The organism is Spirillospora sp. NPDC052269, from assembly GCF_040679435.1.
In the GTDB taxonomy this organism is placed as follows: domain Bacteria; phylum Actinomycetota; class Actinomycetes; order Streptosporangiales; family Streptosporangiaceae; genus Spirillospora.
In genome coordinates this window covers 179,384-202,692 of record NZ_JBFAUU010000004.1, presented here as the reverse complement: position 1 = coordinate 202,692, position 23,309 = coordinate 179,384, and the positions used below count along the sequence as shown (strand labels likewise).

21 protein-coding genes are annotated in these 23,309 nt (G+C 72.6%); 11 read left to right on the top strand and 10 right to left on the bottom strand.

Translation table 11 applies throughout. The features are described from left to right. Window positions 1-86 precede the first annotated feature (86 nt). Complete coding sequence (locus AB0L06_RS09920; protein WP_500230573.1) at window positions 87-1,673, top strand: acyl-CoA synthetase; 1,587 nt, start codon at window positions 87-89, stop codon at window positions 1,671-1,673. Here the strand turns inward: AB0L06_RS09920 and AB0L06_RS09915 are convergent. Further along, on the bottom strand, window positions 1,631-2,788 hold the full coding sequence (locus AB0L06_RS09915) for a glycosyltransferase family 4 protein (RefSeq protein WP_500230572.1): 1,158 nt from the start codon (window positions 2,786-2,788) through the stop codon (window positions 1,631-1,633). The genes AB0L06_RS09920 and AB0L06_RS09915 overlap by 43 nt on opposite strands. Window positions 2,789-2,912: 124 nt before the next feature. On the opposite strand from AB0L06_RS09915, the gene AB0L06_RS09910 reads away from it, so the two are divergent. Genes AB0L06_RS09910 through AB0L06_RS09900 form a run of 3 tightly spaced genes read left to right on the top strand, consistent with a single transcriptional unit; the run spans window position 2,913 to window position 6,692 of the window. Next, window positions 2,913-3,797, top strand: a complete 885-nt coding sequence (locus AB0L06_RS09910) for a PIG-L deacetylase family protein (protein WP_500230571.1) — start codon at window positions 2,913-2,915, stop codon at window positions 3,795-3,797. Beyond that, window positions 3,794-4,837: a lysylphosphatidylglycerol synthase transmembrane domain-containing protein gene (locus AB0L06_RS09905; RefSeq protein ID WP_500230570.1), complete on the top strand. Its 1,044-nt coding sequence runs from the start codon at window positions 3,794-3,796 to the stop codon at window positions 4,835-4,837. The genes AB0L06_RS09910 and AB0L06_RS09905 overlap by 4 nt, the downstream gene beginning before the upstream one ends. Before the next feature lie 25 nt (window positions 4,838-4,862). Next, window positions 4,863-6,692: a serine/threonine-protein kinase gene (locus AB0L06_RS09900; RefSeq protein ID WP_500230569.1), complete on the top strand. Its 1,830-nt coding sequence runs from the start codon at window positions 4,863-4,865 to the stop codon at window positions 6,690-6,692. 15 nt (window positions 6,693-6,707) lie between these two features. Here AB0L06_RS09900 and rho read toward each other — a convergent pair whose 3' ends face one another. Further along, window positions 6,708-8,006: a transcription termination factor Rho gene (gene rho / locus AB0L06_RS09895; RefSeq protein WP_500230568.1), complete on the bottom strand. Its 1,299-nt coding sequence runs from the start codon at window positions 8,004-8,006 to the stop codon at window positions 6,708-6,710. Window positions 8,007-8,285: 279 nt separating this feature from the next. Continuing rightward, window positions 8,286-8,417: a hypothetical protein gene (locus AB0L06_RS09890; protein ID WP_500230567.1), complete on the bottom strand. Its 132-nt coding sequence runs from the start codon at window positions 8,415-8,417 to the stop codon at window positions 8,286-8,288. 164 nt (window positions 8,418-8,581) lie between these two features. Between AB0L06_RS09890 and AB0L06_RS09885 the strand changes: the two genes are divergently transcribed. Both AB0L06_RS09885 and AB0L06_RS09880 read left to right on the top strand, forming a co-directional pair. Beyond that, a complete protein-coding gene (locus AB0L06_RS09885; protein ID WP_500230566.1) occupies window positions 8,582-9,352 on the top strand; it encodes an enoyl-CoA hydratase/isomerase family protein in 771 nt (256 codons plus the stop codon). Between the two features lie 67 nt (window positions 9,353-9,419). Then, complete coding sequence (locus AB0L06_RS09880) at window positions 9,420-10,064, top strand: DUF4232 domain-containing protein (protein ID WP_500230565.1); 645 nt, start codon at window positions 9,420-9,422, stop codon at window positions 10,062-10,064. A gap of 18 nt (window positions 10,065-10,082) precedes the next feature. Here the strand turns inward: AB0L06_RS09880 and AB0L06_RS09875 are convergent, their stop codons facing one another. Both AB0L06_RS09875 and AB0L06_RS09870 read right to left on the bottom strand, forming a co-directional pair. Further along, window positions 10,083-10,727, bottom strand: a complete 645-nt coding sequence (locus AB0L06_RS09875; RefSeq protein ID WP_500230564.1) for a LuxR C-terminal-related transcriptional regulator — start codon at window positions 10,725-10,727, stop codon at window positions 10,083-10,085. A gap of 11 nt (window positions 10,728-10,738) precedes the next feature. After that, the gene (locus AB0L06_RS09870) at window positions 10,739-12,037 is read right to left on the bottom strand and encodes a sensor histidine kinase (protein WP_500230563.1); all 1,299 of its coding nucleotides are present in this window, start codon (window positions 12,035-12,037) and stop codon (window positions 10,739-10,741) included. Between the two features lie 191 nt (window positions 12,038-12,228). Here AB0L06_RS09870 and AB0L06_RS09865 point away from each other — a divergent pair, with 191 nt between their 5' ends. After that, window positions 12,229-14,436 (top strand): MMPL family transporter, encoded by a 2,208-nt coding sequence (locus AB0L06_RS09865; protein WP_500230562.1) that lies wholly within the window; start codon window positions 12,229-12,231, stop codon window positions 14,434-14,436. 56 nt (window positions 14,437-14,492) lie between these two features. Here the strand turns inward: AB0L06_RS09865 and AB0L06_RS09860 are convergent, their stop codons facing one another. Further along, a complete protein-coding gene (locus AB0L06_RS09860; protein ID WP_500230561.1) occupies window positions 14,493-15,335 on the bottom strand; it encodes a polysaccharide deacetylase family protein in 843 nt (280 codons plus the stop codon). A gap of 110 nt (window positions 15,336-15,445) precedes the next feature. Between AB0L06_RS09860 and AB0L06_RS09855 the strand changes: the two genes are divergently transcribed. Beyond that, window positions 15,446-16,225, top strand: coding sequence for an ABC transporter permease (locus tag AB0L06_RS09855; RefSeq protein WP_500230560.1), 780 nt, complete (start codon window positions 15,446-15,448; stop codon window positions 16,223-16,225). 28 nt (window positions 16,226-16,253) lie between these two features. Here AB0L06_RS09855 and AB0L06_RS09850 read toward each other — a convergent pair whose 3' ends face one another. Genes AB0L06_RS09850 through AB0L06_RS09840 form a run of 3 tightly spaced genes read right to left on the bottom strand, consistent with a single transcriptional unit; the run spans window position 16,254 to window position 18,408 of the window. Next, window positions 16,254-16,661, bottom strand: coding sequence for a RidA family protein (locus AB0L06_RS09850; RefSeq protein WP_500230559.1), 408 nt, complete (start codon window positions 16,659-16,661; stop codon window positions 16,254-16,256). Continuing rightward, window positions 16,658-17,437, bottom strand: coding sequence for an IclR family transcriptional regulator (locus AB0L06_RS09845; protein ID WP_500230558.1), 780 nt, complete (start codon window positions 17,435-17,437; stop codon window positions 16,658-16,660). Before AB0L06_RS09845 ends, AB0L06_RS09850 begins: the two co-directional genes overlap by 4 nt. After that, window positions 17,434-18,408: a sugar kinase gene (locus AB0L06_RS09840; protein ID WP_500230557.1), complete on the bottom strand. Its 975-nt coding sequence runs from the start codon at window positions 18,406-18,408 to the stop codon at window positions 17,434-17,436. The genes AB0L06_RS09845 and AB0L06_RS09840 overlap by 4 nt, the downstream gene beginning before the upstream one ends. Before the next feature lie 132 nt (window positions 18,409-18,540). On the opposite strand from AB0L06_RS09840, the gene AB0L06_RS09835 reads away from it, so the two are divergent. Genes AB0L06_RS09835 through AB0L06_RS09825 form a run of 3 tightly spaced genes read left to right on the top strand, consistent with a single transcriptional unit; the run spans window position 18,541 to window position 22,803 of the window. Next, the gene (locus tag AB0L06_RS09835; RefSeq protein ID WP_500230556.1) at window positions 18,541-19,788 is read left to right on the top strand and encodes an alanine racemase; all 1,248 of its coding nucleotides are present in this window, start codon (window positions 18,541-18,543) and stop codon (window positions 19,786-19,788) included. Window position 19,789: 1 nt separating this feature from the next. Further along, the gene (locus AB0L06_RS09830; RefSeq protein ID WP_500230555.1) at window positions 19,790-21,397 is read left to right on the top strand and encodes an N-acyl-D-amino-acid deacylase family protein; all 1,608 of its coding nucleotides are present in this window, start codon (window positions 19,790-19,792) and stop codon (window positions 21,395-21,397) included. 14 nt (window positions 21,398-21,411) lie between these two features. Beyond that, the gene (locus AB0L06_RS09825; protein ID WP_500230554.1) at window positions 21,412-22,803 is read left to right on the top strand and encodes a GntP family permease; all 1,392 of its coding nucleotides are present in this window, start codon (window positions 21,412-21,414) and stop codon (window positions 22,801-22,803) included. A gap of 53 nt (window positions 22,804-22,856) precedes the next feature. On the opposite strand, the gene AB0L06_RS09820 is transcribed toward AB0L06_RS09825, so the two are convergent. Further along, the gene (locus tag AB0L06_RS09820) at window positions 22,857-23,225 is read right to left on the bottom strand and encodes a hypothetical protein (protein ID WP_500230553.1); all 369 of its coding nucleotides are present in this window, start codon (window positions 23,223-23,225) and stop codon (window positions 22,857-22,859) included. Between the last annotated feature and the right edge of the window lie 84 nt (window positions 23,226-23,309).

Below are 23,309 nucleotides of genomic sequence, written 5' to 3'. Positions count from 1 at the left end.
TGGCGTCCACAGCTATTGAGCGGGCGCCCGGTCGCGGGCAATCATCAGGGGCACCCGGTACACCCCCACCCCGAGGACGTGTGGCCATGGCGCGGAGCTACAACCTGGCGGATCTCCTGGAAATCCTGGCCGAGGCGGGCCCGGACAGACCGGCGCTCGTGGCCGGCGACCAGCGCAGGACGTACGCGGAGCTGAACGAACGCGCGAGCCGGGTGGGGCACCATCTCGACGCGGCCGGGATCCGGCCGGGCGAGCACGTCGCGATCCTCGCCTACAACCGCGCCGAGTGGATCGAGACCATGCTCGGCGTCTTCAAGATCCGCGCCGTGCCGATCCCGGTGAACTACCGCTACGTCGCCGCCGAGCTGCGCCACGTCCTGTCCGACTCCGACTCGGTCGCCCTCGTCGGCGAGCGGTCGCTGCTGGCGAAGGTCCGGGACATCCGCGACGACCTACCGGAACTACGGCACGTGGTCGTCTTGGAGGACGGCTCGGACGACGAGTTCCCCGGCGCGGTCGAGTACGAGAAGGCCCTCGGCGAGGTCTCCGGCGACGACGACTTCCCCGAGCGGTCGAGCGACGACCGGTACGTCATGTACACGGGCGGGACGACCGGCTACCCCAAGGGCGTCGAGTGGCGCAGCGAGGACATCTTCTTCGGCGCGCTCGGCGGCGGGAACGTCCTCGGCGACCCCGTGACCAGCCCGGAGGCGCTCGCCGCGAACGCCGAGCAGGGCGCGATGGCGGTGCTCGACTGCGCGCCCGTCATGCACGGCGCGGGCCAGTGGGTGGCGTTCATGGGCCTGTTCAGCGGGGCCAAGGTCGTCCTGTACACCGACCACGCGTTCGACCCGGCGAAGGCGCTGCGGCTGCTCGCCGAGGAGCAGGCGAACGTCATGATGATCGTCGGGGACGTGATGGCCCGCCCGGTCGCCAAGGAGCTGGCGTCCGGCGGGCACGACACCTCGTCGCTGTTCGCCGTCGCGTCCGGCGGCGCGCCGCTCACCGAGGGCGCCAAGGACGAGCTGAAGGCGCACCTGCCGAACATCGTGTTCCTCGACAACTACGGCGCGTCCGAGACCGGCGCGTGCGGGCCGTCCGTCGGCGGCAAGGAGGGCACGGCCCGGTTCCAGATGAAGCCGGGGATCACCGTGCTGGACGACGATCTCAAGCCCGTCCGGCCCGGTGAGATCGGTAAGCTCGCGCGGTCCGGGAACATCCCGCTCGGCTACTACAACGACCCGAAGAAGACCGCGTCCACGTTCTTCACCGACGCCGACGGCGTGCGCTGGTCGGTGCCCGGCGACTTCGCCGAGCTGGAGGAGGACGGCACGATCGTGCTGCTCGGCCGCGGCTCGCTGATGATCAACACGGGCGGCGAGAAGGTGTACCCCGAGGAGGTCGAGGTCGCCCTCAAGGACCACCCGGACGTCTACGACGTCGTCGTGGTCGGCCTGCCGGACGAGCGGTTCGGGCAGCGCGTCGCCGCCGTCGTCGCGCCGCGTTCCGGCACGTCCCCGACGCTGGAGGAGCTGGTCGCGCACGCCCGCGAGCGGCTCGCCGGGTTCAAGCTGCCGCGCGAGCTGAGGCTGGTGGACGAGGTGCAGCGGACGGCCGTCGGGAAGTCCGACTACAAGTGGGCGAAGTCGGTCTTCGCGGACGCCGCGTCGTAGCAGGACCCGAACGCCGCGAGGACGGCGGGCCACGAGCACCGGACGGGTGAGGTGGCGCGGTTGTGCGCCGCGATCCGGCCCCGCAGGACGGGGTCGGACGCGAGCCGCGCCAGCGCCGCCGCCAGTTCGCACGGCGTCCCGGCGAGCAGTCCCTCGCGGCCGGAGGTGACGAAGTCGGCGACGCCGCCGCCCGCCCGCCCCACCACCGGCACCCCCGCGAGCCGCGCCTCCAGCGCCGCGAGCCCGAACGACTCGCGGGACGCCGGGGCGAGGAACACGTCCGCGCCCGCCAGGACCGTCCGGACCTCGGACCGGTCGAGCCGTCCGGTGAGCCGCACCCAGCCGGTCATCCCGTGCCGCCGCAGGTACCGCTCCATGCGCGACCGCGCCGGACCGTCCCCGACGATCGTCGCGCGCAGCGGCGCCGTCGCCGACGCCTCACGCAGGACGCGCAGCAGGTTCACCGGTTCCTTGCGCGGAGCGAGCCGTCCGACCGCGACGACGTGCGGCGTCCCGTCCTCGGTTTCTGGCTCCGGTGGTGCCTCGGCGTTCCAGAGCGAGAGGTCGATGCCGTTCGACACCACGCGGACGGGGAGCCGCCCGTCCACGACCGCGCGGATCGGACGCGCCGCAGCCTCGCTCACCGTCGTCACCACCAGCCCGCTGCCGTGGCGGCGCGCCCATACCGGGACGAGCGTCCGGTAGACGGTCCTGCTGACCGGTCCCCACATGCTGTGGACGGTCAGCACCACCGGAAGGCTCGTCATCCCCAGGCTGTGGACGGCGCGCCACGCGAACGGCGAGACCGCCCCCGCGTGCACGTGGACGACGTCCGGTTTGAGCTTCTCCAGCAGCGGCGCCAGCGACCGCCCGACCGGCAGTTCCCAGGGCAGCGGCGCGACCAGCCGCACCACCGCGAACGGGGTCTCGTCCGGGCCCGCCTCCGAATCCGTGTCCGCCCCGTCTGCCTTGTCCGGCGTGTCCGGCGCGGGCGTGGCGGTGGCGACGGTGACGTCGTGGCCCGCCGCGCCCTGCGCCCGGGCCAGCTCGTCGACCTGCACCTCGATGCCGCCGAGCCGGGGAGGGAAACAGTCGCTGACATGGAGTATCCGCACCCCACGACCGTGCGGTCGGGGCCCGTTCGGCACCCGCGTCGACACGCCCGGCCACCGCCGGGGATGGGCGAGCCTTGACCCGGAGCGGGCACCCCCTTCACACGTCCCGGGAATCTAATAGCCCGTGCGACGAACCTGCGTCTTCTTTCATGCCCACCCGGACGACGAAGCGCTTCTCACGGCGGGCACCATGGCCCGCCTGGCGGCCGAGGGACACCGCGTCGTCCTCGTCGTCGCCACAGCCGGAGAACGGGGCCTGACCGGCGGTCCCGCGCGCGAGGAACAGGAGGCGGCGGCACGGTCCCGGCTCGGGGCCGCCCGGACGGCGGAATTGCATGCCTCGGCGCGTGCGCTGGGCTGTGACCGGGTCGTTCTGCTTGGTTATGAGGATTCGGGGCTGGACGGGGACGCGCCGGGTGGCTTCGCAAGTGCGCATGTGGAGGTCGCCGCCGGCGAGCTTGCCGAGTTACTTCTCCAAGAGGCCGCCGACCTGCTGGTCGTCTACGACCCGGCGGGTGGGTACGGACACCCCGACCACGTCCAGGTGTACAGGGTGGGGACGGAGGCGGCGAAAATGGCCGGGACGCCAGTCGTCCTTGAGGCGACCGTTGACCGGGATCTGTTGTTGCGCGTCCTACGCGGGCTGGCACGGCTACGGCTGCTGCCGCGCTCGGTGGACGTGGCGTCCTTCGCGCGCGCGTACGCGTCCGGCGCGGAGATCACGCACCGCGTCCCGGTGCGCCGGTTCACCTCCGCCAAGCGCTTCTCGATGGCGGCGCACGCGACCCAGACCACCGGCGGCGACAGCGTCCGGACGCTCGCCGCCCTGCTGTGGCTGCCCCGGCCGCTGTTCCGCCGCGTGCTCGGCACCGAGTGGTACGTCCGCCGCGACCTGCCGCCCGGCCGCGTCCTCCGGCACCCGCTGGACGCCTGGCCCGACCCCGCCCCATCCGCCCCCGACCCATCCGACCCTGATCTCACGGACCCGGCGCTCACGGCGGAGCGTTGAGCCGCCCCGCGCGCGCCCTCCTGTCGGTGCTGTCCCTGGCGGGCGCGATCGGGCTGCTGGCCGCCCTGCCGTACCTGGTCGGCGTGGACTGGGAGGTGATCGGCCGCGAGCTGGGACAGCTCTCCCCGTGGGAGCTGGGCGTCCTCACCCTGTTGTGGCTCGCCGGGTTGTGGGCCTACACGTTCGTGCTCACCGCGTCCCTGCCCGGGCTCGCGCACTGGCAGGCGCTCCTGATGAACGCGGTCGGCAGCTCGGTCAGCAACCTGCTGCCCTTCGGCGGCGCGGCGGGCCTCGCGGTCACCTTCGCGATGGCCCGGGGCTGGGGTCACCGCAACGCCTCGATCACGGCGTCCGCGCTGGTCACAGGCGTGTGGAACGTGATGGCGCGGATGCTGCTGCCCGTGGTCGGGATCGTCGCGCTGCTCGTCGCGGGCGAGCTGCCGAACCGCCGGACGGCAGCGATGGCGATCCTGGCCGCCGTCGTCATCCTCGGCGTTCTCGCGGTCCTCGTCCTCGCGCTGCGGTCGGAGAGGGCCGCACACGCCGTGGACTGGCGGCTGCGCGCGCTCGCCCGCCGCCTGCCCGAACGCGCCGGACGCTGGCTGATCAAGGGCGACGGCGCACTGCTGTCCGTCCGGGCCAGGACCGTGGACGTGCTGCGCACCGGCTGGCGCGGCCTGACCTGCGGCATGCTCGCCTACCTGCTGTGCCAGGCCACGCTGCTGTACGGGTGCCTGGTCGCGGTCGGCGCGCACGTGCAGGTCGCCGAGGTGGTCGCGGTGTTCGCGATCAACCGGATGCTCACCACGGCGATCATCACGCCGAGCGGCGCGGGGATCAGTGAGACCGGCACGGCCGCTTTGCTGGTGTCGTTCGGCGTGCCCGCCGGCCCCGCCGCCGCCGCGACGATCCTCTACTCCTTCTACACCTACGCGCTCGAGATCCCGGCGGGCGGCATCGGCTGGCTGGCCTGGGTTCTGTGTCGTCGAGAGACCCCGGATCCGCCTATTGAGACACATCGCGTTCTGGCCCGCAAATGACTCATCGTGAGAGAATCGTTACTCGATGTGGAACATGGCGAGAGGGCTTACGACCGATAACTACCTCATGGGGGGAGAAGGGTTGATACCGCTCGCACGCCGGTATCGCCTGCTCTCGGAGGCGGGACGCGGCGGCATGGGAACGGTCTGGCGCGCGCACGACGAGCTGCTGGACCGGGACGTCGCCGTCAAGGAGGTCCGCCTTCCGGAGCGGCTCACCACCGGCGAGCGCCGCCTCGCCTGCCGGCGGATGGTCGAGGAGGCACGGGCCACCGCCGCGCTCAGGCATCCGGGCGTCGTCCAGATCTTCGACATCGTCATGGAGGACGGCCGTCCCTGGATCATCATGGAGTTCATCCGGGCGCGGTCGCTGCACCAGGTCCTCGCCCAGGACGGCCCGCTGCCCGCGCCGCGCGCGGCCGAGGTCGGCCTGGCGCTGCTGTCGGTCCTGCGCGCCGCGCACGCCGAGGGCATCCTGCACCGCGACGTCAAGCCGTCCAACGTCCTGCTCTGCGAGGACGGGCGGGTGCTGCTCAGCGACTTCGGGCTGGCCGTCCACACCGACGGCGGAATGCGCGGCCGCGGGGACGACACGCTCGTGGCCGGGATCGAGGGCTCACCCGCCTACCTGTCGCCCGAGCGCGTCCGGGGACGGCCGAGCGTCGTCGCGTCCGACCTGTGGTCGCTCGGCGTGACCCTGTACGCGGCGGTCGAGGGCCGCTCGCCGTTCCTGCGCAGCCACGCGCTCGCGTCGATGGTCGCCGTCCTGCTCGGGGAGTACGAGCCGCCGCGCTCCGCGTGGGCGCTCGGCCCGGTGGTCGCCGGCCTGCTCCGCGAGGACCCGGCCGAACGGCTGAACGCCGAGGCCGTCGAGGGCCTGCTGCGCGAGGCCCTGCGCACGTCGCCCCCCGAGACCTCGGGCGCGGCATCCACGGACGAGACGCCCGAGGCGGACGATGCCGCCGGCACGTCCCACGCCGGCGGCGGCTTCCGCAAGTCCCGCAGGCTCCATGCGCCCCACGAGTCCGACGCGTCCGGTGCGGAAGATGCGGCCGGCACGCCTCGCGTTGATGCGGCCGGCACACCCGGCCTCTCCGGCGTGTACCGCTTGTCCTGGGCTTCCGGCGCGGTCGGCGTGTCCGCCGCGACGGCCTCGCCTGAGGAGACCGCGCCGTCCGTCGATGGGGACGCGACGGCGGAGAGCGGCCCGTTCGACCTCGCCGCGAAGATCGACGCGCCCGACGGGACGGAACGGTCCGCGAACCGGAGCGCGACCGGGCGGATGCCCGCGTCGAAGCGGCCGAGGTTCGGGGCGCTGCTCGGCCTCGGGGCCGCGCTGGCCGGGGTCGCGGCGTTGGGCGCCTGGTCGGCCCGCTGGACGTCGGTGAGCAAGAGCGCGTCGTCGGTCGTGCAGCCCTTCCCGGGCGTGTCGGACGAGACGACCGTCTACCACGCGGACGGCGCGTTCAGCGTGGAGGTCCCGACGGACTGGCGCTCCCGCCACATCGCCCACGGCGTCGCCTGGGCCGATCCGTCGACCGGCGAGGGCCTGACCATCGTCCGCGCCCCGGGGGACGCGCTGGCCGGCCTGCGCGCGGACGAGCGGCGCGCGACCGCGGACGGCACCTACTCCGGCTACCACCGGCTGCGGCTCGAGGCCGCGTCGGACCTGGCGCCGGGCGCGGCGGAGTGGGAGTTCACCTGGGACAGGGACGGCGGATCGCACGCCCTGCGCAGCCGGGTCGCCGGGTACGAGTTCTTCTTCTACGCCCACGCCTCGCGCTGGACGCCCGGAGCACGCCTCTACGACCGGATCCTGCGGTCGTTCGATCCGGAGCCCTCCACCGGCGAGTAGTTCCTGAGGAGCGGGTCAGACGGCCTGCTGCATGCGGAGCAGGAACTCGGCGTTGGAGGTCGTGCCCTTCATCCGCTCCAGGAGCAGCTCGATCGCCTGCTGCTTGTCCATGCCGGACATCGCGCGGCGGAGCTTCCAGTTCAGCTCCAGCTCCTCGGGGGACATGAGCAGGTCCTCGCGGCGGGTGCTGGACGCCTCGACGTCGACGGCCGGGAAGACGCGGCGGTCGGCCAGGCTCCGGTCGAGCTTCAGCTCCATGTTGCCGGTGCCCTTGAACTCCTCGAAGAACACCTCGTCCATCCGCGAGCCGGTCTCGACCAGCGCGGTGGCGAGGATCGTGAGCGACCCGCCGTTCTCGATGTTGCGGGCCGCGCCGAAGAACTTCTTCGGCGGGTACAGCGCGTGCGTCGCGACGCCGCCGGCGAGGATCCGGCTGCTGGACGGGGCCGCCAGGTTGTAGACGCGGCCGAGCCGGGTGATCGAGTCGAGCAGCATGACCACGTCGTGGCCCTGCTCGACCAGGCGCTTGGCCCGCTCGACGGCGAGCTCGGCGAGGGCGATGTGCTCCTCGGCGGGCCGGTCGAAGGTCGAGTGCACGACCTCGCCGCCGACGGTGCGCTGGAAGTCGGTGACCTCCTCGGGCCGCTCGTCGATCAGCACGATCATCAGGTGGCACTCGGGGTTGCTGGTCGCGATCGCGTTCGCCAGCGCCTTGAGGATCATGGTCTTGCCGACCTTGGGCGGCGAGACGATCAGGCCGCGCTGGCCCTTGCCGATCGGCGACACCAGGTCGATGACCCGGGTCGACATGGCGCCGGTGTCCAGGCGCAGCCGCTCGTTCGGGAACAGCGGGGTCAGCGTGTTGAACTGGGGGCGATCCGCCGCGGCCTCGGGCAGCAGCCCGTTGACCGACTCGACGGAGGCGAGCGTCGCGTACTTCTCCCGGGCGGACCGGGGCGGACGGGCGGTGCCGACGACGATGTCGCCGGGGCGCAGGTGCGCGTCCCGGACCTGCGACTGGGTGAGGTGCACGTCGTCCGGGCCGGGCAGGTAGCCGCTGGTGCGGACGAACGCGCGGTTGTCCTGGAAGGACAAGATGCCGTGGAACGGCACGACGGGCGCGGGCTGGGCCGCCTCCGCGCCGCCCGCCGCGCCCTGCGCGGTCTGCTCGGCGACGTCGGCGGCGTCGGTGGAGTCCGCGGCGTCGGCCGTGCGGACGGGGGTGCGGGCCGTTGACGCGCGGGCCCGGGTGCGGCGGCGCCGGTCGGCCTGTGCGGGCACGGTGGCGTGTTCTGCCGTGGTGGTAGTGGTCATGCGGGTCCCTTCAGGCGGCCGCCCCGTGGGTGGCGCGTGATCAAGAGGAACGAGTGAGGGAAAGATGATCGGCCTGCCCTGGCAGGCGGAAAGGTCGGCTCCCTGAGAGGCTGCGGGCGGCGGGTGGCCGCGCGGGCTGTCACCGGGCGCTCAGAGGCCCGGGCGGGGAACGTGCGCGCCTCCCGCCCCCGATCACGCTGGACGCGGACCCGAGGCGCCTTCTGACCGGAGACGCTGATTTGACAGTACAGCACATTCCGCGTCCTGTGCATTCCCGGCCTACCGGCGCCGCGGCGGCTTGCTGGACGACCGGGTCCTGCTGGGCGTACTCCGCGACGGCGCGGGCGTGCGGGCGAGGGCGCCCGCGCCGATCATGATCTTGTGGCCTGTCCGGACGTGCCCGTCCCTCATGAGTCGCGGCCTCCTCGGATGGGTTGGGACTTCGATGTCGACGGGCCGAAGGAGGTTCCCACGCGCCTCCGACACCCGGCCGCCGGAGACTGCGCCGGGGCGGCGTCCGGCGCCCCGGGTGGGCTTCCGTACGATGGCGGCGCCGAGGGGCGGAAGGGGTGCGCATGGGCGAAGACGGACGGCTGCGGAGCGCCGTCGCGGACGGCGTGGGCACGATCACGATCGACCGGCCCGCCAAGCGGAACGCGATGTCGGCGCGGATGTGGCGCTTGCTGCCCCTCCTGCTGGACGACCTGGCCGCCGACCCGTCCGTCCGGGTGGTGGTGCTGACGGGCGCGGGCGGCGACTTCTGCGCGGGCGCGGACATCTCCGAGCTCGCCGACATCAACCGGCCCGACAAGAGCCACCTGTCGGTGTACGCGGAGGAGGCCCTGGCGGCGTTCCCGAAGCCGACCATGGCCGCGGTCGAGGGCTTCTGCGTGGGCGGCGGCTGCCAGCTCGCGGCGGCCTGCGACCTGCGGTTCGCCGCCGAGGACGCCCGCTTCGGGATCACCCCGGCCAAGCTCGGCATCGTCTACCCGCTCTCGGCGACCACCCGCCTGGTCCGGCTCGTCGGGCCGGCCGCGGCCAAGTACCTGCTCTACTCGGCCGACCTCGTGGACGCCGCGCACGCCCTGCGGATCGGGCTGCTGAACGAGGTCGTCCCGTCCGGGACGCTCCATGAGCGCGTCGCCGCGTTCACCGCCACGCTCACCGGCCGTTCGCTGCTCACCCAGTGCGCGACCAAGGAGATCGTGGACGGCGTCGTGTCCGACCGCCCGGTGGACGACCTCGTCCAGTCCTGGCTCGACGAGGTGGCCGGGGGAGGCGACGTCACCGAAGGCGTCGCCGCCTTCCTCGAACGCCGCCCACCCCGCTTCACCTGGACTGGCTGACGCGGGGGCTCGCCGGTGACGGGGGTGGCGGTTGTGGCGTGGGTCGGCCCCTGGCAGGGTGTTCGCCATGAAGCCACGTACCGTTCGTACGAGCGTCACGCTGGTCGGGGGAGCCGCGGCCGTGGCCGTGGCCCTCGCCGGGTGCGGGGACACCAAGGCGGGCAAGACGACGTCCGGGACGACGAAGGTGACGAGTTCGCCGGAGGCGTCCGGCGGCACGGGCACGCCGGGCGCGAAGGCCGGACCCGGGACCGTCCCGTCGCATGTGAAGCCAGGGGAGCGGGGCGGGAACGCCGCGCGGTGCACGTCCGCGCAGCTCGAGGCGGGCTGGCGGCCGCGGCCGGGCAAGGCCGGCGAGGTCGTCGCGACGGTCGTCCTCACCAACAAGTCGGCGAAGCCGTGCACGCTCGCGGAAGGGTGGGCGACCTACGGCAAGGGCGCGTCCGGGCAGTACGAGGAGCTGCGCACGACCCGCTCCGGAAAGCCCGGCACGGGGACGATCACGCTGAAGCCGGGCACCTCGGCGTTCGAGGGCGTGCGGTACGAGACGGCGAAGGGCTGCCCGTCCATCGGCGGCCTCGGCGTCCGGGTGCACGGGGGCTGGAACGCCCTGCGCGTGCCCGGCCAGCACGGCCCGATCACGCTCTGCCCGGACTCCTTCACCGCGGGGACGATCCAGCTGGCCATGACCGGCGTCGACTCCCACAAGTAGCGCGGGCCACCCGGACGGTCAGCTGTTGAGGTAGGCGAGCACCGCCAGCACGCGCCGGTTGTCATCGCCTCCGACGACGAGGTCGAGCTTGCCGAAGATGTTGGCGGTGTGCTTGGTGACCGCGCGCTCGGTGACGACGAGCTGCTGCGCGATCGCCGCGTTCGAGCGGCCCTGCGCCATCAGCTCCATCACCTCGCGCTCGCGCGGCGTGAGCCGGCCGAGCGGCGAGTCGTCCCGTCCGCGCGCGACGAGCCGGGCGACGACCTCCGGGTCCATCGCGGTGCCGCCCCCGGCGACGCGCCGGACGGCGTCGACGAACTGCCCGGCGTCGAACACCCGGTCCTTCAGCAGGTAGCCGATGCCGCCCGAGCCGTCCGCGAGGAGTTCGCGGGCGTAGAGCTGCTCGACGTACTGGGAGAGGACCAGGACGGGCAGCCCGGGAACCTGGCGGCGGGCCTCCAGGGCGGCCTGGAGGCCCTCGTCGGTGAAGGTCGGCGGCAGGCGCACGTCGACCACCGCGACGTCCGGACGGTGGTCGAGCAGGGCCTTGAGCAGGGACGGGCCGTTGTCCACGGCGGCCGCGATCTCGAAGTCGTGCGCCTGGAGGAGGCTGACCAGCCCCTCGCGCAGCAGGGCCAGGTCCTCGGCGAGCACGACGCGCAACGGTGTCTCCGTCAGGTGGTGAGGAGCGCGCAGGGCAGCTCCAGGGTGACGATGGTCGGGCCGCCCAGAGGTGAGCTGAGGGCGAGCACACCGTCGAATGTACCGATCCGCCGCTCGATTCCGCGAAGTCCGGTACCTCCGTCGAGGGACGCGCCGCCCTGCCCGTCGTCGGTGACCGAGATCCGCAGCATCCCGGCCTCGTACCGGACGTCCACCCAGGCGTGCCGGGCGCCGGAGTGCTTGGCGACGTTAGTGAGGATCTCCGAGACCGCGAAGTAGGCGGCGGACTCGACCGGCGCGTCGGGACGTCCGGGCAGGTCGACGGCCACCTCGACGGGCAGCGGGTGGTCGAGCGCGAGGGCCTTGACGGCGTCCCCGACGCCCCGGTCGGCGAGCACCGGCGGGTGGATGCCGCGGACGAGGTCGCGCAGCTCGCGCAGGGCCTTGGCGGACGACTCGCGGGTCTCGGCGAGCAGGATCCGGGCGCGGCCCGGGTCCTTGTCCAGCAGGTGCTCGATCGCGCCGAGGCTCATGCCCATCGCGACCAGCCGGGCCTGCGCGCCGTCGTGCAGGTCGCGCTCGATGCGGCGCAGCTCGCGGGCCGAGGTGTCGACGGCGTCCGCGCGGGTCTCGGCGAGGTACTGGACGCGCAGCGCCAGCCGGGACCGCTCGGTCGGGCCGAGCAGTACCTGCGTCCAGCGGCCGTACACGTCCATCAGGCGCGGGCCGAAGTACAGCCCGGCGCCGGCGTAGAAGGTGGCGAGCGCGGCGATCAGCGAGGCGTTGACCGGGTGGTCGGAGAAGCTGCCCTGGACGGGGAGGAAGGTGTACCACTCGTTCCCGCCGTGGGTCTTGATGATCCGGCCGACGAAGGCAGCGACCAGCCAGCCGTAGATCCCGTAGAGGAAGAGCAGGAAGGACAGGAAGGCGGTGAACGCGGAGACGACGGGGTCGATCAGCAGGAACGCCATGTCGCGCCAGGTCGCCGGGTCCTGGATCAGTGCGCTGAACCGCTGCATCGGGCCGCCCTCGGGAACGGGCAGGTAGGGCGGGTCGACCTTCTGGCCCGTCCAGCGGGACACCAGGCCCCGGTAGGCGTTGAGCAGGTCGCGCAGCATCAGCACCGCGGGCGGCACCAGGAAGATGCCGATGCCCAGGCTGACCATCGAGAACGCGATCGTCACCGCGACCGAGGCGAACAGCAGCGGGAACGAGAGCGCCCACAGCCGCATCCCCTGCCAGGGCACCTCCAGGTACCGTCGGAAACCGCCCTCGTGGGCGCCGCCCTTCAATCCGACCTCGCCGCTCACAGGCTCCTCCATCTTTCGTACCGGTCTGCGTCTCATTCTTCGGGGGTAGACCGGGACGCGCAGTGTGCCGAGGACCCGAAGTGGAGGGTGTACTCAGCTACACCCCAGGTCGGCACGTAACGCCATTCTCCAGGAAACCGCCAGTTCATAGCGTTTGTGGTGTCACCCCCCACCTAAGCGCAGGGACCATCATGAAGAGGAACGTCGCGGAGCGGCTGGGCTACTGGAGCGCCCACCACCGCACCATCGCCATCGTCGGATGGCTCGCTTTCGTCGTGCTGGCCTCGGTGCTGGGCGGGATGTCCGGCACCGAGAAGCTGAAGAACTACGAGCAGGGCGTCGGGTCGTCCGCCCGCGCCGAGAAGATCCTGTCGGACGCCGGGGAGAACGACCCGGCCACCGAGATGGTGCTGCTGCACTCCGATGACAGCGGCAGGCTGACCAAGGCCGTCGCGGACGTCCGGGCCCGGGTGCAGGCGTCCGGGCAGATCACCGGCCTGAAGCCGACCCTCACCGGCAAGGACCCGCGGGACCGCCTGGTCGTGTTCGACGTCGCCGGCGACCCGAAGAAGGCCGGGGACCACATCCAGCCGATCCTGGACGCGACGGACGCCGCCAAGCGCGCCAACCCGGACGTGACGATCGGCCAGTTCGGCGGTGCCAGCGCCGACAAGTGGTTCGGCAACGCGGTCGGCAAGGACTTCCAGCGCGCCGAGATCACGGCGCTGCCCCTCGCGCTGGGCATCCTGCTGGTCGCGTTCGGGGCGCTGCTGGCCGCGCTGCTGCCGGTCCTGCTCGCGTTCACCGCGTTCCTCGCCTCGCTCGGCCTGGTGGCCGCGATCAGCCACGTCATGCACGTGGACGACTCGACCAACTCGGTGATGCTGCTGATGGGCCTCGCCGTCGGCGTCGACTACTGCCTGTTCTACCTGCAGCGCGAGCGGCGGGAGCGGTCGCTCGGCCGGGACCGCGAGGCCGCCCTGCGGATCGCCGCCGCCACGTCCGGACGGTCCGTGCTGGTGTCCGGCCTGACCGTCATGGTGGCGATGGCCGGCATGTTCATCACCGGGATGGGCATCTTCGAGAGCTTCGCGCTCGGCACGATCCTGGTCGTCTGCGCCGCGATGCTCGGCTCCGTGACCGTCCTGCCCGCACTGCTGTCCCTGCTCGGCGACAAGGTCGAGTTCGGCCGCGTCCCCTTCCTCAACCGGTCGCGCCGCCGCGGCCGCCGCGCCGCGAACGGGCATGCCGTCCAGGCGCCCCAGGGCGGACGGATCGTCGGCGCGCTGCTGCGCCCCGTCCTCGCCAAGCCCGGCATCGCCGCCGTCCTCGCGACCGGTGTGCTGCTCGTCCTGGCCGCGCCCGCGCTCGGGCTGAAGACGCAGAAGCTCGACCTGAACCAGCAGATGCCCCAGAACGAGCCGATCGCGAAGACCTACACGGCGATCAACAAGGCGTTCCCCGGCAGCCCCGGCCCGGCGATCGTGGTCGTCAAGGCCGACGACGTCAAGGCGGCGCCGGTCCAGGAGGCGATCGCGTCCCTGAAGAAGGAGGCGCTCGCGACCGGGGAGATGAACAACCCGATCGAGGTCAAGGCCTACGGCTCGACGGTCGTGCGGATCGCCGTCCCGCTCGCCGGTGACGGCTCGGACAAGACCTCCCAGCACGCCCTGAGGACTCTGCGCGAGAAGGTCGTCCCGGACACGGTCGGGAAGGCCGGCCAGGCCGAGATCAGCGGCCACCTGGCCTTCTCCGACGACTTCAACGGACGGCTCCGGACCAGCATCCTGCCGGTGTTCCTGTTCGTCATGGGCGTGACGTTCCTGCTGATGCTGGTGTTCTTCCGCTCGCCGGTGATCGCCGTGACCGCGATCGTGCTGAACCTGCTGTCGGTCGGCGCCGCCTACGGCGTCATGGCGGCGGTCTTCCAGCACGGCTGGGGCGCCTCGCTGGTCGCCACGCACCCGGTCGGCGCGCTGGAGTCCTGGATCCCGCTGTTCGTCTTCGTCGTCCTGTTCGGCCTGTCGATGGACTACCACGTGTTCGTGGTCTCCCGGATCCGCGAGGCGCACGACCGGGGCCTGCCGACCACCCCCGCGGTCGCGGACGGCGTGCGCGCCACCGCGGGCGTCGTGACCAGCGCCGCCATCATCATGATCGCGACCTTCGGGATCTTCGGGACGCTGTCCATGCAGGACTTCAAGCAGCTCGGCGTCGGCCTCGCGGTCGCCGTCCTGATCGACGCGACGATCGTCCGCGTGATCCTGCTGCCCGCCGTCATGGCGATGCTCGGCCGCGCCAACTGGTGGGTGCCGCGCTGGCTCGGCTGGCTCCCGCAGGTCTCGCACGGCGAGCCGGAGACCCCGGCGCAGCCCGCCGCGCCCGTCCTGACCCGCTGATCTCTCCCCGATCAGTAAGAAGCCCCTGGCCATCGGCCAGGGGCTTCTTACTGTCGCTAGAGCCTGACGAAGTTCAGGCCGCGCTTCTTCAGCTTGGGGATGACGGTGCTGAGGGCGGCGATCGTCTGCGCGCGGTTGCCGCCGCCGTCGTGGCAGAGCAGGACGTTGCCCGCCTTCGCCGACAGCATCGTCCTGCGGATGTGGCCCACGCCGGGACGGGACCAGTCGGTCGGGTCGACCGCCCAGTCGACCGGCAGCATGCCGTGCTCGGCGATCAGCTCCAGGCTCGCCTTGGACCACGCGCCGCCGGGGGCGCGGAACAGCGTCGGGACGACGCCCGTGACGTCCGCGACGCGGTGGAACGGCTCGATGACCTCCTTGCGGAGGCGCTTTCCGCTCACGCGGTCGAACGGGATCGGGTGCGTCTGGGTGTGGTTGCAGATCTGGTGCCCGGCCTCGACGACCCGGCGGGTCAGCTTCGGGAACTCCTGGATCTGCTCGCCGATCTGGAAGAACGTCGCGTGCACCTGGTGCTCGGCGAGCACGTCGAGGACCTGCGGCGTCCACGTCGGGTGCGGGCCGTCGTCGATGGTCAGCGCGATCGAGTTCGGCGGCGCGGGCGGGCTGACGTCCGTGAAGAGGTCCCGGATGGGCGCCTTGACGAGGGTCAGGCGCTCCTGCGTCCAGGACGCCGGACGCGGCGCGGGTACCGGTTTCGGTTTCGGGGTCGGCGTAGGCTTCAGCTGCTGCGCCGGAGGTCCGGCGTTCGCCGACTGCCGGACGGCGGAGTGCGCCCTGCCGTGCAGCGCGTCGTCCGCTCCCAGCACGGCGAGCCCGGCGGCGCCCAGCAGCGTGAGCGCGGCTCGCCTGGTCGGTCCGCTCGTCCCCGTATCCGCCACATGACCCACGTTAGCGGGGTCTCCGGACCGCAAGGTGCCGGAATCAGGTCACAATAAGTTGAAATGAAATCCCAAGCCGCACAATGACCGGAACGCCGTCCGTCGGGCCCTTGCTCGCGCTGGTCCTCGGCGCGCTCACCGTCGTCGCGGTCGTGCTCGTCCGGATGGGCGGGCTCGGCCTTTCCCGCGACGTCGCGACCGCCGCCGTGCGCGCCGTCGTGCAGCTTTCCGCCGTGTCGCTGCTCATCGCCGGAGTGCTGCGCAGCGGCGCGCTGACCGGGTGTTTCATCGTGGCGATGCTGACCGTCGCGGCCTTCACCTCGGCGCGCCGCATTAGCGGACGCGGCGCGCGCGGGCATGGGCGAGAGCGCGGCGTCCGCGCGATTCGGCATTCCGCGAGTTTGGCCGGCTGGACGGCGTTCACCATCGGTTCAGGTGTCGTTCCCGCGCTGGTCCTGTTGCTGGCGACGGGGCTCGTTCCGTTCCGTCCGATCGCGGTGCTGCCCATCGCGGGCATTCTGATCGGCGGCGCCATGACGGCGACCGCGCTCACCGGACGCCGCGCCCTGGACGACCTGTGGCACCGGCGCGGCGAGTACGAGGGCGGGCTCGCGCTCGGGCTGCTCCAGCGGGACGCGGCGCTGGAGGTGTGCCGTCCGGCGGCGGCGCTGGCGCTCGTCCCGGCGATCGACCAGACCCGGACGGTCGGCCTGGTCACCCTGCCGGGCGCCTTCGTCGGCGTCCTGCTGGGCGGCGCGGACCCGGTCCAGGCGGGCGCCGCCCAGCTGCTCGTCCTCATCGCGCTGCTGGCCGTCGAGTCGGCGTCCGCCCTGCTCACGCTGGAGGTCGTGACGCGCGGCCACTTCGGCGAGGGCCGGTTCCCCGGCTGAAGGACGCAGGCGAGGGCCGGTTCCCCGGCTAGAGGACGCAGGCGAGGGCGTCGATCTCGACCAGCATGTCCGGGTGCGGGAGCTCGACGGAGACCGTGGTCCGGCAGGGCAGCGGGACGTCCCCGGAGTGCTTCTTCACGAACTCCTCGTACGCCTCGTTCATCGCGGCGAAGTCGTCGCGGGTGGAGAGGTAGACGCGGAACATCATGACGTCCTCGACGGACGCGCCGCCCGCCTCGAGGATCGCGCGGATGTTCTCCAGGACGCGAGTGGTCTGCGCCTTCACGTCGCCCTTGTACAGGTAGGCGCCGGTCTCGGGATCCTGCGAGCCCTGGCCGGACACCTGGAGCAGCGGGCCCTTGCGGACGCCCTGCGAGAAGGCCCACGCGGGGGCGGGCGCGCCGTCGGCGCGGACCTCGGTCTTGGCGGTGGTCATGGCGTTTCCTTTCCATCGGGGCGGTTCGCCTCGGGGCGGTGGCCGAAGTCGGCGGAGATGGCCCGCGTCGTCTCCAGCAGGTCGGGCAGCAGGTCGGTGACGCGCTCGGGCGCGACGGGCGCGAGGTCGGGGATCGAGATGGACGCGGCGGCGACGACGCCTCCGGACGCGTCCCGGACCGGGGCCGCGACGCAGTGGATGAAGGTCTCGTGCTCGGCGTCGTCCACGGCGTGGCCGCGCGCCGCGACCCGGTCGAGTTCGGCGAGCAGCGCGTCCGGGCCGGTCAGGGTGTTGGGGGTGAACGGGGTGTACTCGATGGCGGCGGCGACCGCGCGGCGGCGCGCCTCGGGCAGGTCGGCGAGCAGCACCTTGGCGATCGCGGTGGCGTGCAGCGGCATCGGCAGGCCGACCCGCGAGTACATCCGGACGGCGTGCCGGGAGTCGTACTTGTCCAGGTAGACGACCTCGCCGCCCTCGTACACGCCGAGGTGGACGGTCTGCCCGGTGCGGTCGTTCAGCCGCGCCAGGTGCGGGGCCGCGACGCGCCGGACGCCGCGCTGGTCGAGCGCCGCCGCCGACAGCTCGAACAGCTTCGACCCGAGGTGGAAGCGGTGGTCGCCGTCGCGGTGCACGAACCGTTCGTCCTCGAGGACGCGCAGCAGGCGCAGGACGGTCGTCTTGTGGACGCCGAGTTCGGCCGCGAGGTCGTCCAGGGAGCGCGGACCGTCCGCGAGGCCGCGCAGCAGCGCGAGGCCGCGGGCGAGGCTCTGACTCATGGGGTCCCCCGAGTGATGGTGGTGGCCGCCCACTCCACCGGCGTCGCGGCGAGCAGGGCGGCGATCCGGTCGGGCGGGGGCGGCGGTCCGTGGTCGCCGGGCACGACCAGCGCGCCCGCGGCGGCCAGATGGCCGAGCCGCAGCCGTCCGCGCGGGTCGAGCCCGCGCAGCGTACCGGCCAGGAACCCCGCGGCGAAGGCGTCCCCGGCCCCGACCGGCTCCACCACGTCCACGCGCAGCGCGGGCGCGGTCACGAACGTCTCACGGGTGATGGCGGTGGCCTGGTGCCGATCGTCCTTGAGGACGATGACGTCCGGGCCCGGGAGCAGGGCGCGGAGCTTCACCGGGTCCGCGGTGCCGAGGACGGCCTCGGCCTCGTCCGCGCCGAGCAGGACGATGTCGGCGGCGTCCAGGAGCGGACGCAGCGTCGCGGCAGGGGCGGTCTCCGGAGGCCAGAGCGCGGGGCGGAAGTTCAGATCGAAGCTGGTCAGGCAGCCCGGGACGCGTCGTCGCAGCAGTTCGGCGACGAGTGCGTGCGCGCCGTCCGAGAGGGCGGGCGTGATGCCCGACAGGTGGACGAGCGGCGCGTCGCGCAGCACCGGGGCGTCCAGCAGCGCGGGGGAGAGCGCGGACCCGGCCGAGCCCTCGCGGAAGTAGTGCAGGCGGCTGCCGCCCGGCCCGGTCTCCTTGACATACAGGCCGGTCGGGCGGTGCGGGTCGACCTCGACGGCGGACGTGTCGACGCCGGAGGCGGCCAGCTCGGAGAGGACGCGGCGTCCGAAACCGTCGGCTCCGACGCGTCCGACCCAGGCGGACGGGACCCCGAGCGCCGCGAGCCCGCGCGCCACGTTCGCCTCCGCGCCACCGATCGCGTGCCGGAAGTTCTCGACGTGTTCCAGCGGGCCGGGACGGTCCGGCAGGAGCGCGGCCATGGTCTCGCCCACACATGCCACCGGCGACTGCCGCTTCATGTTTCCGCTGCTCCCGGACGTCGTCGTTTCGGCGATCACCGTTGACCCGCTCGTGATCGCGATGCTACAACCGGCAGAACGCATAGTGCAATGCAGGTTGCAAATGATGCAACAGCAGAGGTGGGAGTGGTGATGATCGACGGCGACGCGGTGGCGGCCCTGCGGGACGAACGGCTCGACTGGCGGTTCCAGGCCGTCCCGGCGGCGGCGCACGGTCAGACCGTGGACGAGTACCTGGCGTCCGGGCCCGTCCTCGGCGACCTCGGGACGCCGCTGCTGACGCTCGACGCCGCCGCGCTCGGCCACAACCTCGCGCTGATGGCCGGGTTCGCGGACAAGGCGGGCGTCCAGCTCGCCCCGCACGGCAAGACGACGATGGCGCCGCAGCTCTGGAAGGCGCAGCTCGACGCCGGGTCCTGGGGCATCACGCTCGCGAACCTCCCGCAGCTGCGCGTCGCGCGCGCGTTCGGCGTCCGGCGGCTGCTGCTCGCGAACGCGCTGATCGACCCGGCCGGGCTCGCCTGGATCTCCGCCGAACTCGACCGCGACCCGGAGTTCGAGTTCCTGTGCTGGGCGGACTCGGTCCGGACGGTCGAGCTGATGGACGCCGCGCTCCGCGAGGCCGGCGCGTCCCGTCCGGTGGACGTCTGCGTCGAACTCGGCGCACGCAACGGGCGAACCGGCGCGCGCACGCTGGGTGAGGCGGAGGCCGTGGCCGCCGCGATCAAGGCCGCTCCGACGCTGCGGCTCGCGGGCGTCGGCGGGTACGAGGGCACGCTCGCACACGACGCGTCCGACGCCGCGCTCGACATCGTGGACGGCTACCTGCGCCGCTTCGCCGACCTCTTCGGACGCCTGTCCTTCGAGGTCGACGCGCCGGTCGCGACGGCGGGCGGAAGCGCCTACTTCGACCAGGTCGTGGACGTGCTGGGCGCACTGCCGTCCGCGCGCGTGATCCTGCGCTCCGGCGCGTACCTGATCCACGACGACGGCTTCTACCGGGGCATCTCGCCGCTGGCGCGTGCCGAGGGCGAGCGGTTCCGGTCGGCGATGCACGGCTGGGGACGCGTCATCTCCCGTCCGGAACGCGACCTCGCGCTCGTCGACGCGGGCAAGCGCGACCTGCCGTTCGACGAGGGCCTGCCGGTGCCGCAGCTCGTCCGGGGACGCGGCACCGCCCCGGTCGAGAACGCGCACGTCAGCGCCCTCGCCGACCAGCACGCGTTCCTCCGCGACGCGGATGTCGAGGTCGGCGACATCGTCCGGCTCGGGCTGTCGCATCCGTGCACGGCGATGGACAAATGGCAGCTCATCCCGGTCGTCTCGTCCGCCGACGAGGAGAACCCGGCCGTGGTCGACCTCGTCCGGACCTGGTTCTGACGTGTCCTCCGTGCTCTTCCGGGACGCGACGGTCGTCGACGGCACCGGGGCTCCCGCGTACCGCGCGAACGTCCGCGTCGCCGAGGGCCGCATCACCGAGATCGGCGCTTCGATGGAGTCCGGCGCGTCGCGGGTCGTCGACGCGGACGGGCTCGTCCTCGCGCCCGGGTTCATCGACATGCACGCCCACTCCGACCTCGCGCTGCTCGCCGCGCCCGACCACCTCGCGAAGGTCGCGCAGGGCGTGACCTGCGAGGTCATCGGCCAGGACGGCCTGTCCTACGCGCCCGTCTCGGACGCGACGCTGGCGACCGTCCGGCAGGCCATCGCGGGCTGGAACGGCGACCCGGACGGCTTCGACTGGAACTGGCGCACGGTCGGCGAGTACCTCGACCGCCTCGACGGCGGCATCGCCGTGAACGCCGCCTACCTCGTCCCGCAGGGCGGCGTCCGGCTGCTCGCCATGGGCTGGGACGCCCGCGAGCCGACCCGCGCCGAACTCGATCGGCAGCGCGACCTCGTCGCGACGGGGATGCGCGAGGGCGCGGTCGGCATGTCCAGCGGCCTGACCTACGTGCCGGGGATGTACGCGTCCGACGCCGAACTCGTCGCGTTGTGCCAGGTCGTCGCGGGTCTCGGCGGCTACTACTCGCCACATCACCGCTCGTACGGCGCGGGCGCGCTGGACGCGTACGCCGCGATGGTCGAGGTCTCGCGCCGCTCCGGCTGCCCGCTGCACCTCGCCCACGCCACGATGAACTTCGGCGTGAACAAGGGCCGCGCGGGCGAGCTGCTCGCGCTCCTGGACGAGGCCATCGCGGACGGCTGCGACATCACCCTCGACACCTATCCCTACCTGCCCGGATCCACCACGCTCGCCGCCCTGCTCCCCAGCCGCGCCGCCGAGGGCGGGCCCGCCGCCGCCCTGGCCCGCCTCGCCGACCCGGCGTCCGCCGCGCTCATCCGGCAGGTCATGGAGGAGGACGGATCGGACGGCTGCCATGGCGTCCCCGTCGAGTGGGACACCATCGAGATCTCCGGCTCGCGCGTCCCCGCCACGGTCGGACGCACCGTCGCCGCCCTCGCCACGTCCTCCGGCCGGCCGCCCTTCGACGTGTTCCGCGAGCTGCTGGCCGCCGACGACTTCGGGACGACGATCCTCCAGCACGTCGGGCACGAGGAGAACGTCCGCGCGATCATGCGGCACCCCGCGCACACCGGCGGCAGCGACGGCCTCCTCCCGCTGACACCCGGCGCGAAACCGCACCCCCGCGCCTACGGGACGTTCCCCCGGTACCTCGCCCGGTACGTCCGTGACCTGGGCGTTCTCAGCCTGGAGGAGTGCGTCGCGCACCTGACCGGACGTCCCGCGCAGCGGCTCCGGCTGCGCGAGCGCGGCCTCGTCCGCACCGGCTACCACGCCGACCTCGTCCTGTTCGACCCCGCCGCCGTCCGGGACACCGCCACCTTCGAGGCCCCCCGGACCGTCCCCGAAGGCATCACGCACGTGCTGGTCAACGGCGTCCCCGTCCTCGATGACGGGCGCCCGACCGGCGCACTCCCCGGCCACGCCCTGCGACGCGGACGGGACACGACGCCCACCCCCTGAGAGGCACACCCCCCATGGTCCATTGGCTCCGTCACGAGACGGGCGGCCTGTTGCTGCTGTGCGCGCTGGCCATCGCCCTGCTGCTCGTGCTCATCATCAAGGTCAGACTCGAACCGTTCATCTCCCTGCTGGTGTCCGGCCTCGCCCTCGCGCTCGCCGCCGGGCTGCCCGTCTCCCAGATCGTCGGGACGGCCCTCAGCTCCAAGACGTCCCTGCTGGAGACCGGCTTCGGCGGCATCCTCGGGCATATCGCCCCGATCATCGGGTTGGGGACGATCCTCGGCGCGATCCTGGAGGCGTCCGGCGGAGCCGACGTCCTCACCCGGAAACTCCTGAGCGTCTTCGGCGAGAAGCGCGCCCCGCTCGTCATGGGCCTGGTCGGCCTCATTTTTGGTGTGCCCGTCTTCTTCGACATCGGCATTTTCGTGCTGGCGCCGCTCGTCTACATCACCGCACGTCGTGGTGGGCGTTCGCTCGTCCTGTACGCGATGCCGATGCTGGCGGGCCTGTCCATGACGCACGCGTTCCTGCCGCCGCACCCGGGGCCGGTCGCCGCGTCCGGACTGCTGGGCGTGTCCCTCGGCTGGCTGATCATCATGGGCCTGACCTGCGGAATCCCGGCGTTCCTGGTCGCGGGCGTCGCCTGGGGCACCTGGATCGGCAAGCGCGTCCAGGCGTCCGTCCCGGAGGACTACACGGTCGGCGAGGAGGCCCGCGAGGAGGGCGAGGAGCGTCCCGAGCCGGCCCTGGCCCTGGTCGCCCTGATCATTGTCGTGCCGCTCGTCCTGATCCTGCTCGCGACCTTCGGCGACGTCTGGTGGAAGGGCAGTTCGGTCCTCCCGCTGCTCACCTTCCTCGGCACCCCGGCCGTGGCGCTCACCATCGCCGTCCTGCTGGCGAGCTACCTGCTGGGTGTCCGGCGCGGCATCCCGGCGAAGGAACTGTCCGACCTCGCCACCCGCTCACTCCGCCCGGTCGGCATGATCCTCCTGGTGGTCGGCGGCGGCGCGTTCTTCGGCGCGGTCATCTCCGCCACGGGCGTCGGCAAGGCCCTCGCCGCGACCATGTCGGACGCGGGGCTCCCCATAATCGTCCTCGCCTACCTGATCAGCTGCGGCCTGCGCCTCGCACAGGGCTCCGCGACCGTCGCCATCGTGACGACCGGCGGCATCGTCGGCCCGCTCCTCCACGGCGAACACCACTCCCAGGCCCACCTGGCCCTGATCGCCGTCGCCATCTCCGCGGGCTCGATCATCGCCTCGCACGTCAACGACGGCGGCTTCTGGATCGTGTCCCGCTACTTCAACCTCTCCGTCCGCGACACCCTCAAGACCTGGACGGTCCTGGAGACGATCCTCTCGGTCGTCGGCTTCGCCATGGCCGCCACCCTGAGCACCTTCATCTGACCCCGAACGCGACGACGCGGCGAGGCACAGCCCCTCCGCCGCGTCGTCGCACGTCACCTGGCCCGCTTGTGCAGGACGTAGTGGACGATCGTGACGACACCCGACAGATCGTCCAGCGGCCCGATACTGCGCGGCTCGTCGTCCCCGTCGTGCCAGACGTAGGACCACTCGTCGTCCATGAAGTCGACCCGAACCCCGACCGTCGCGCCGACCACCGAAACCCGCAGGTACCGAGTGGGCCCGTCCCCCAGTGCCCGCCACTGCACCCGCAGCCCCGCAACGAGACACGCATCGGCCAGCGCAGTCAGCGCCGCCACCCGCACCACCCGATCCCGCTGCCCGTCCCGAGCCCCCTCCTCCGGCTCCTCGACCGTGCTCCCCGCCGCGTGCCGCCCAACCTGCCGCCGCCGTGAAAGCCGCATGATTCCTCCTGCCATTTCTGTGATCGGACCTACACGATGAGTCACGGCGGGTTAACCTCGCTACGGTTCCCAGAACAGCAGGCA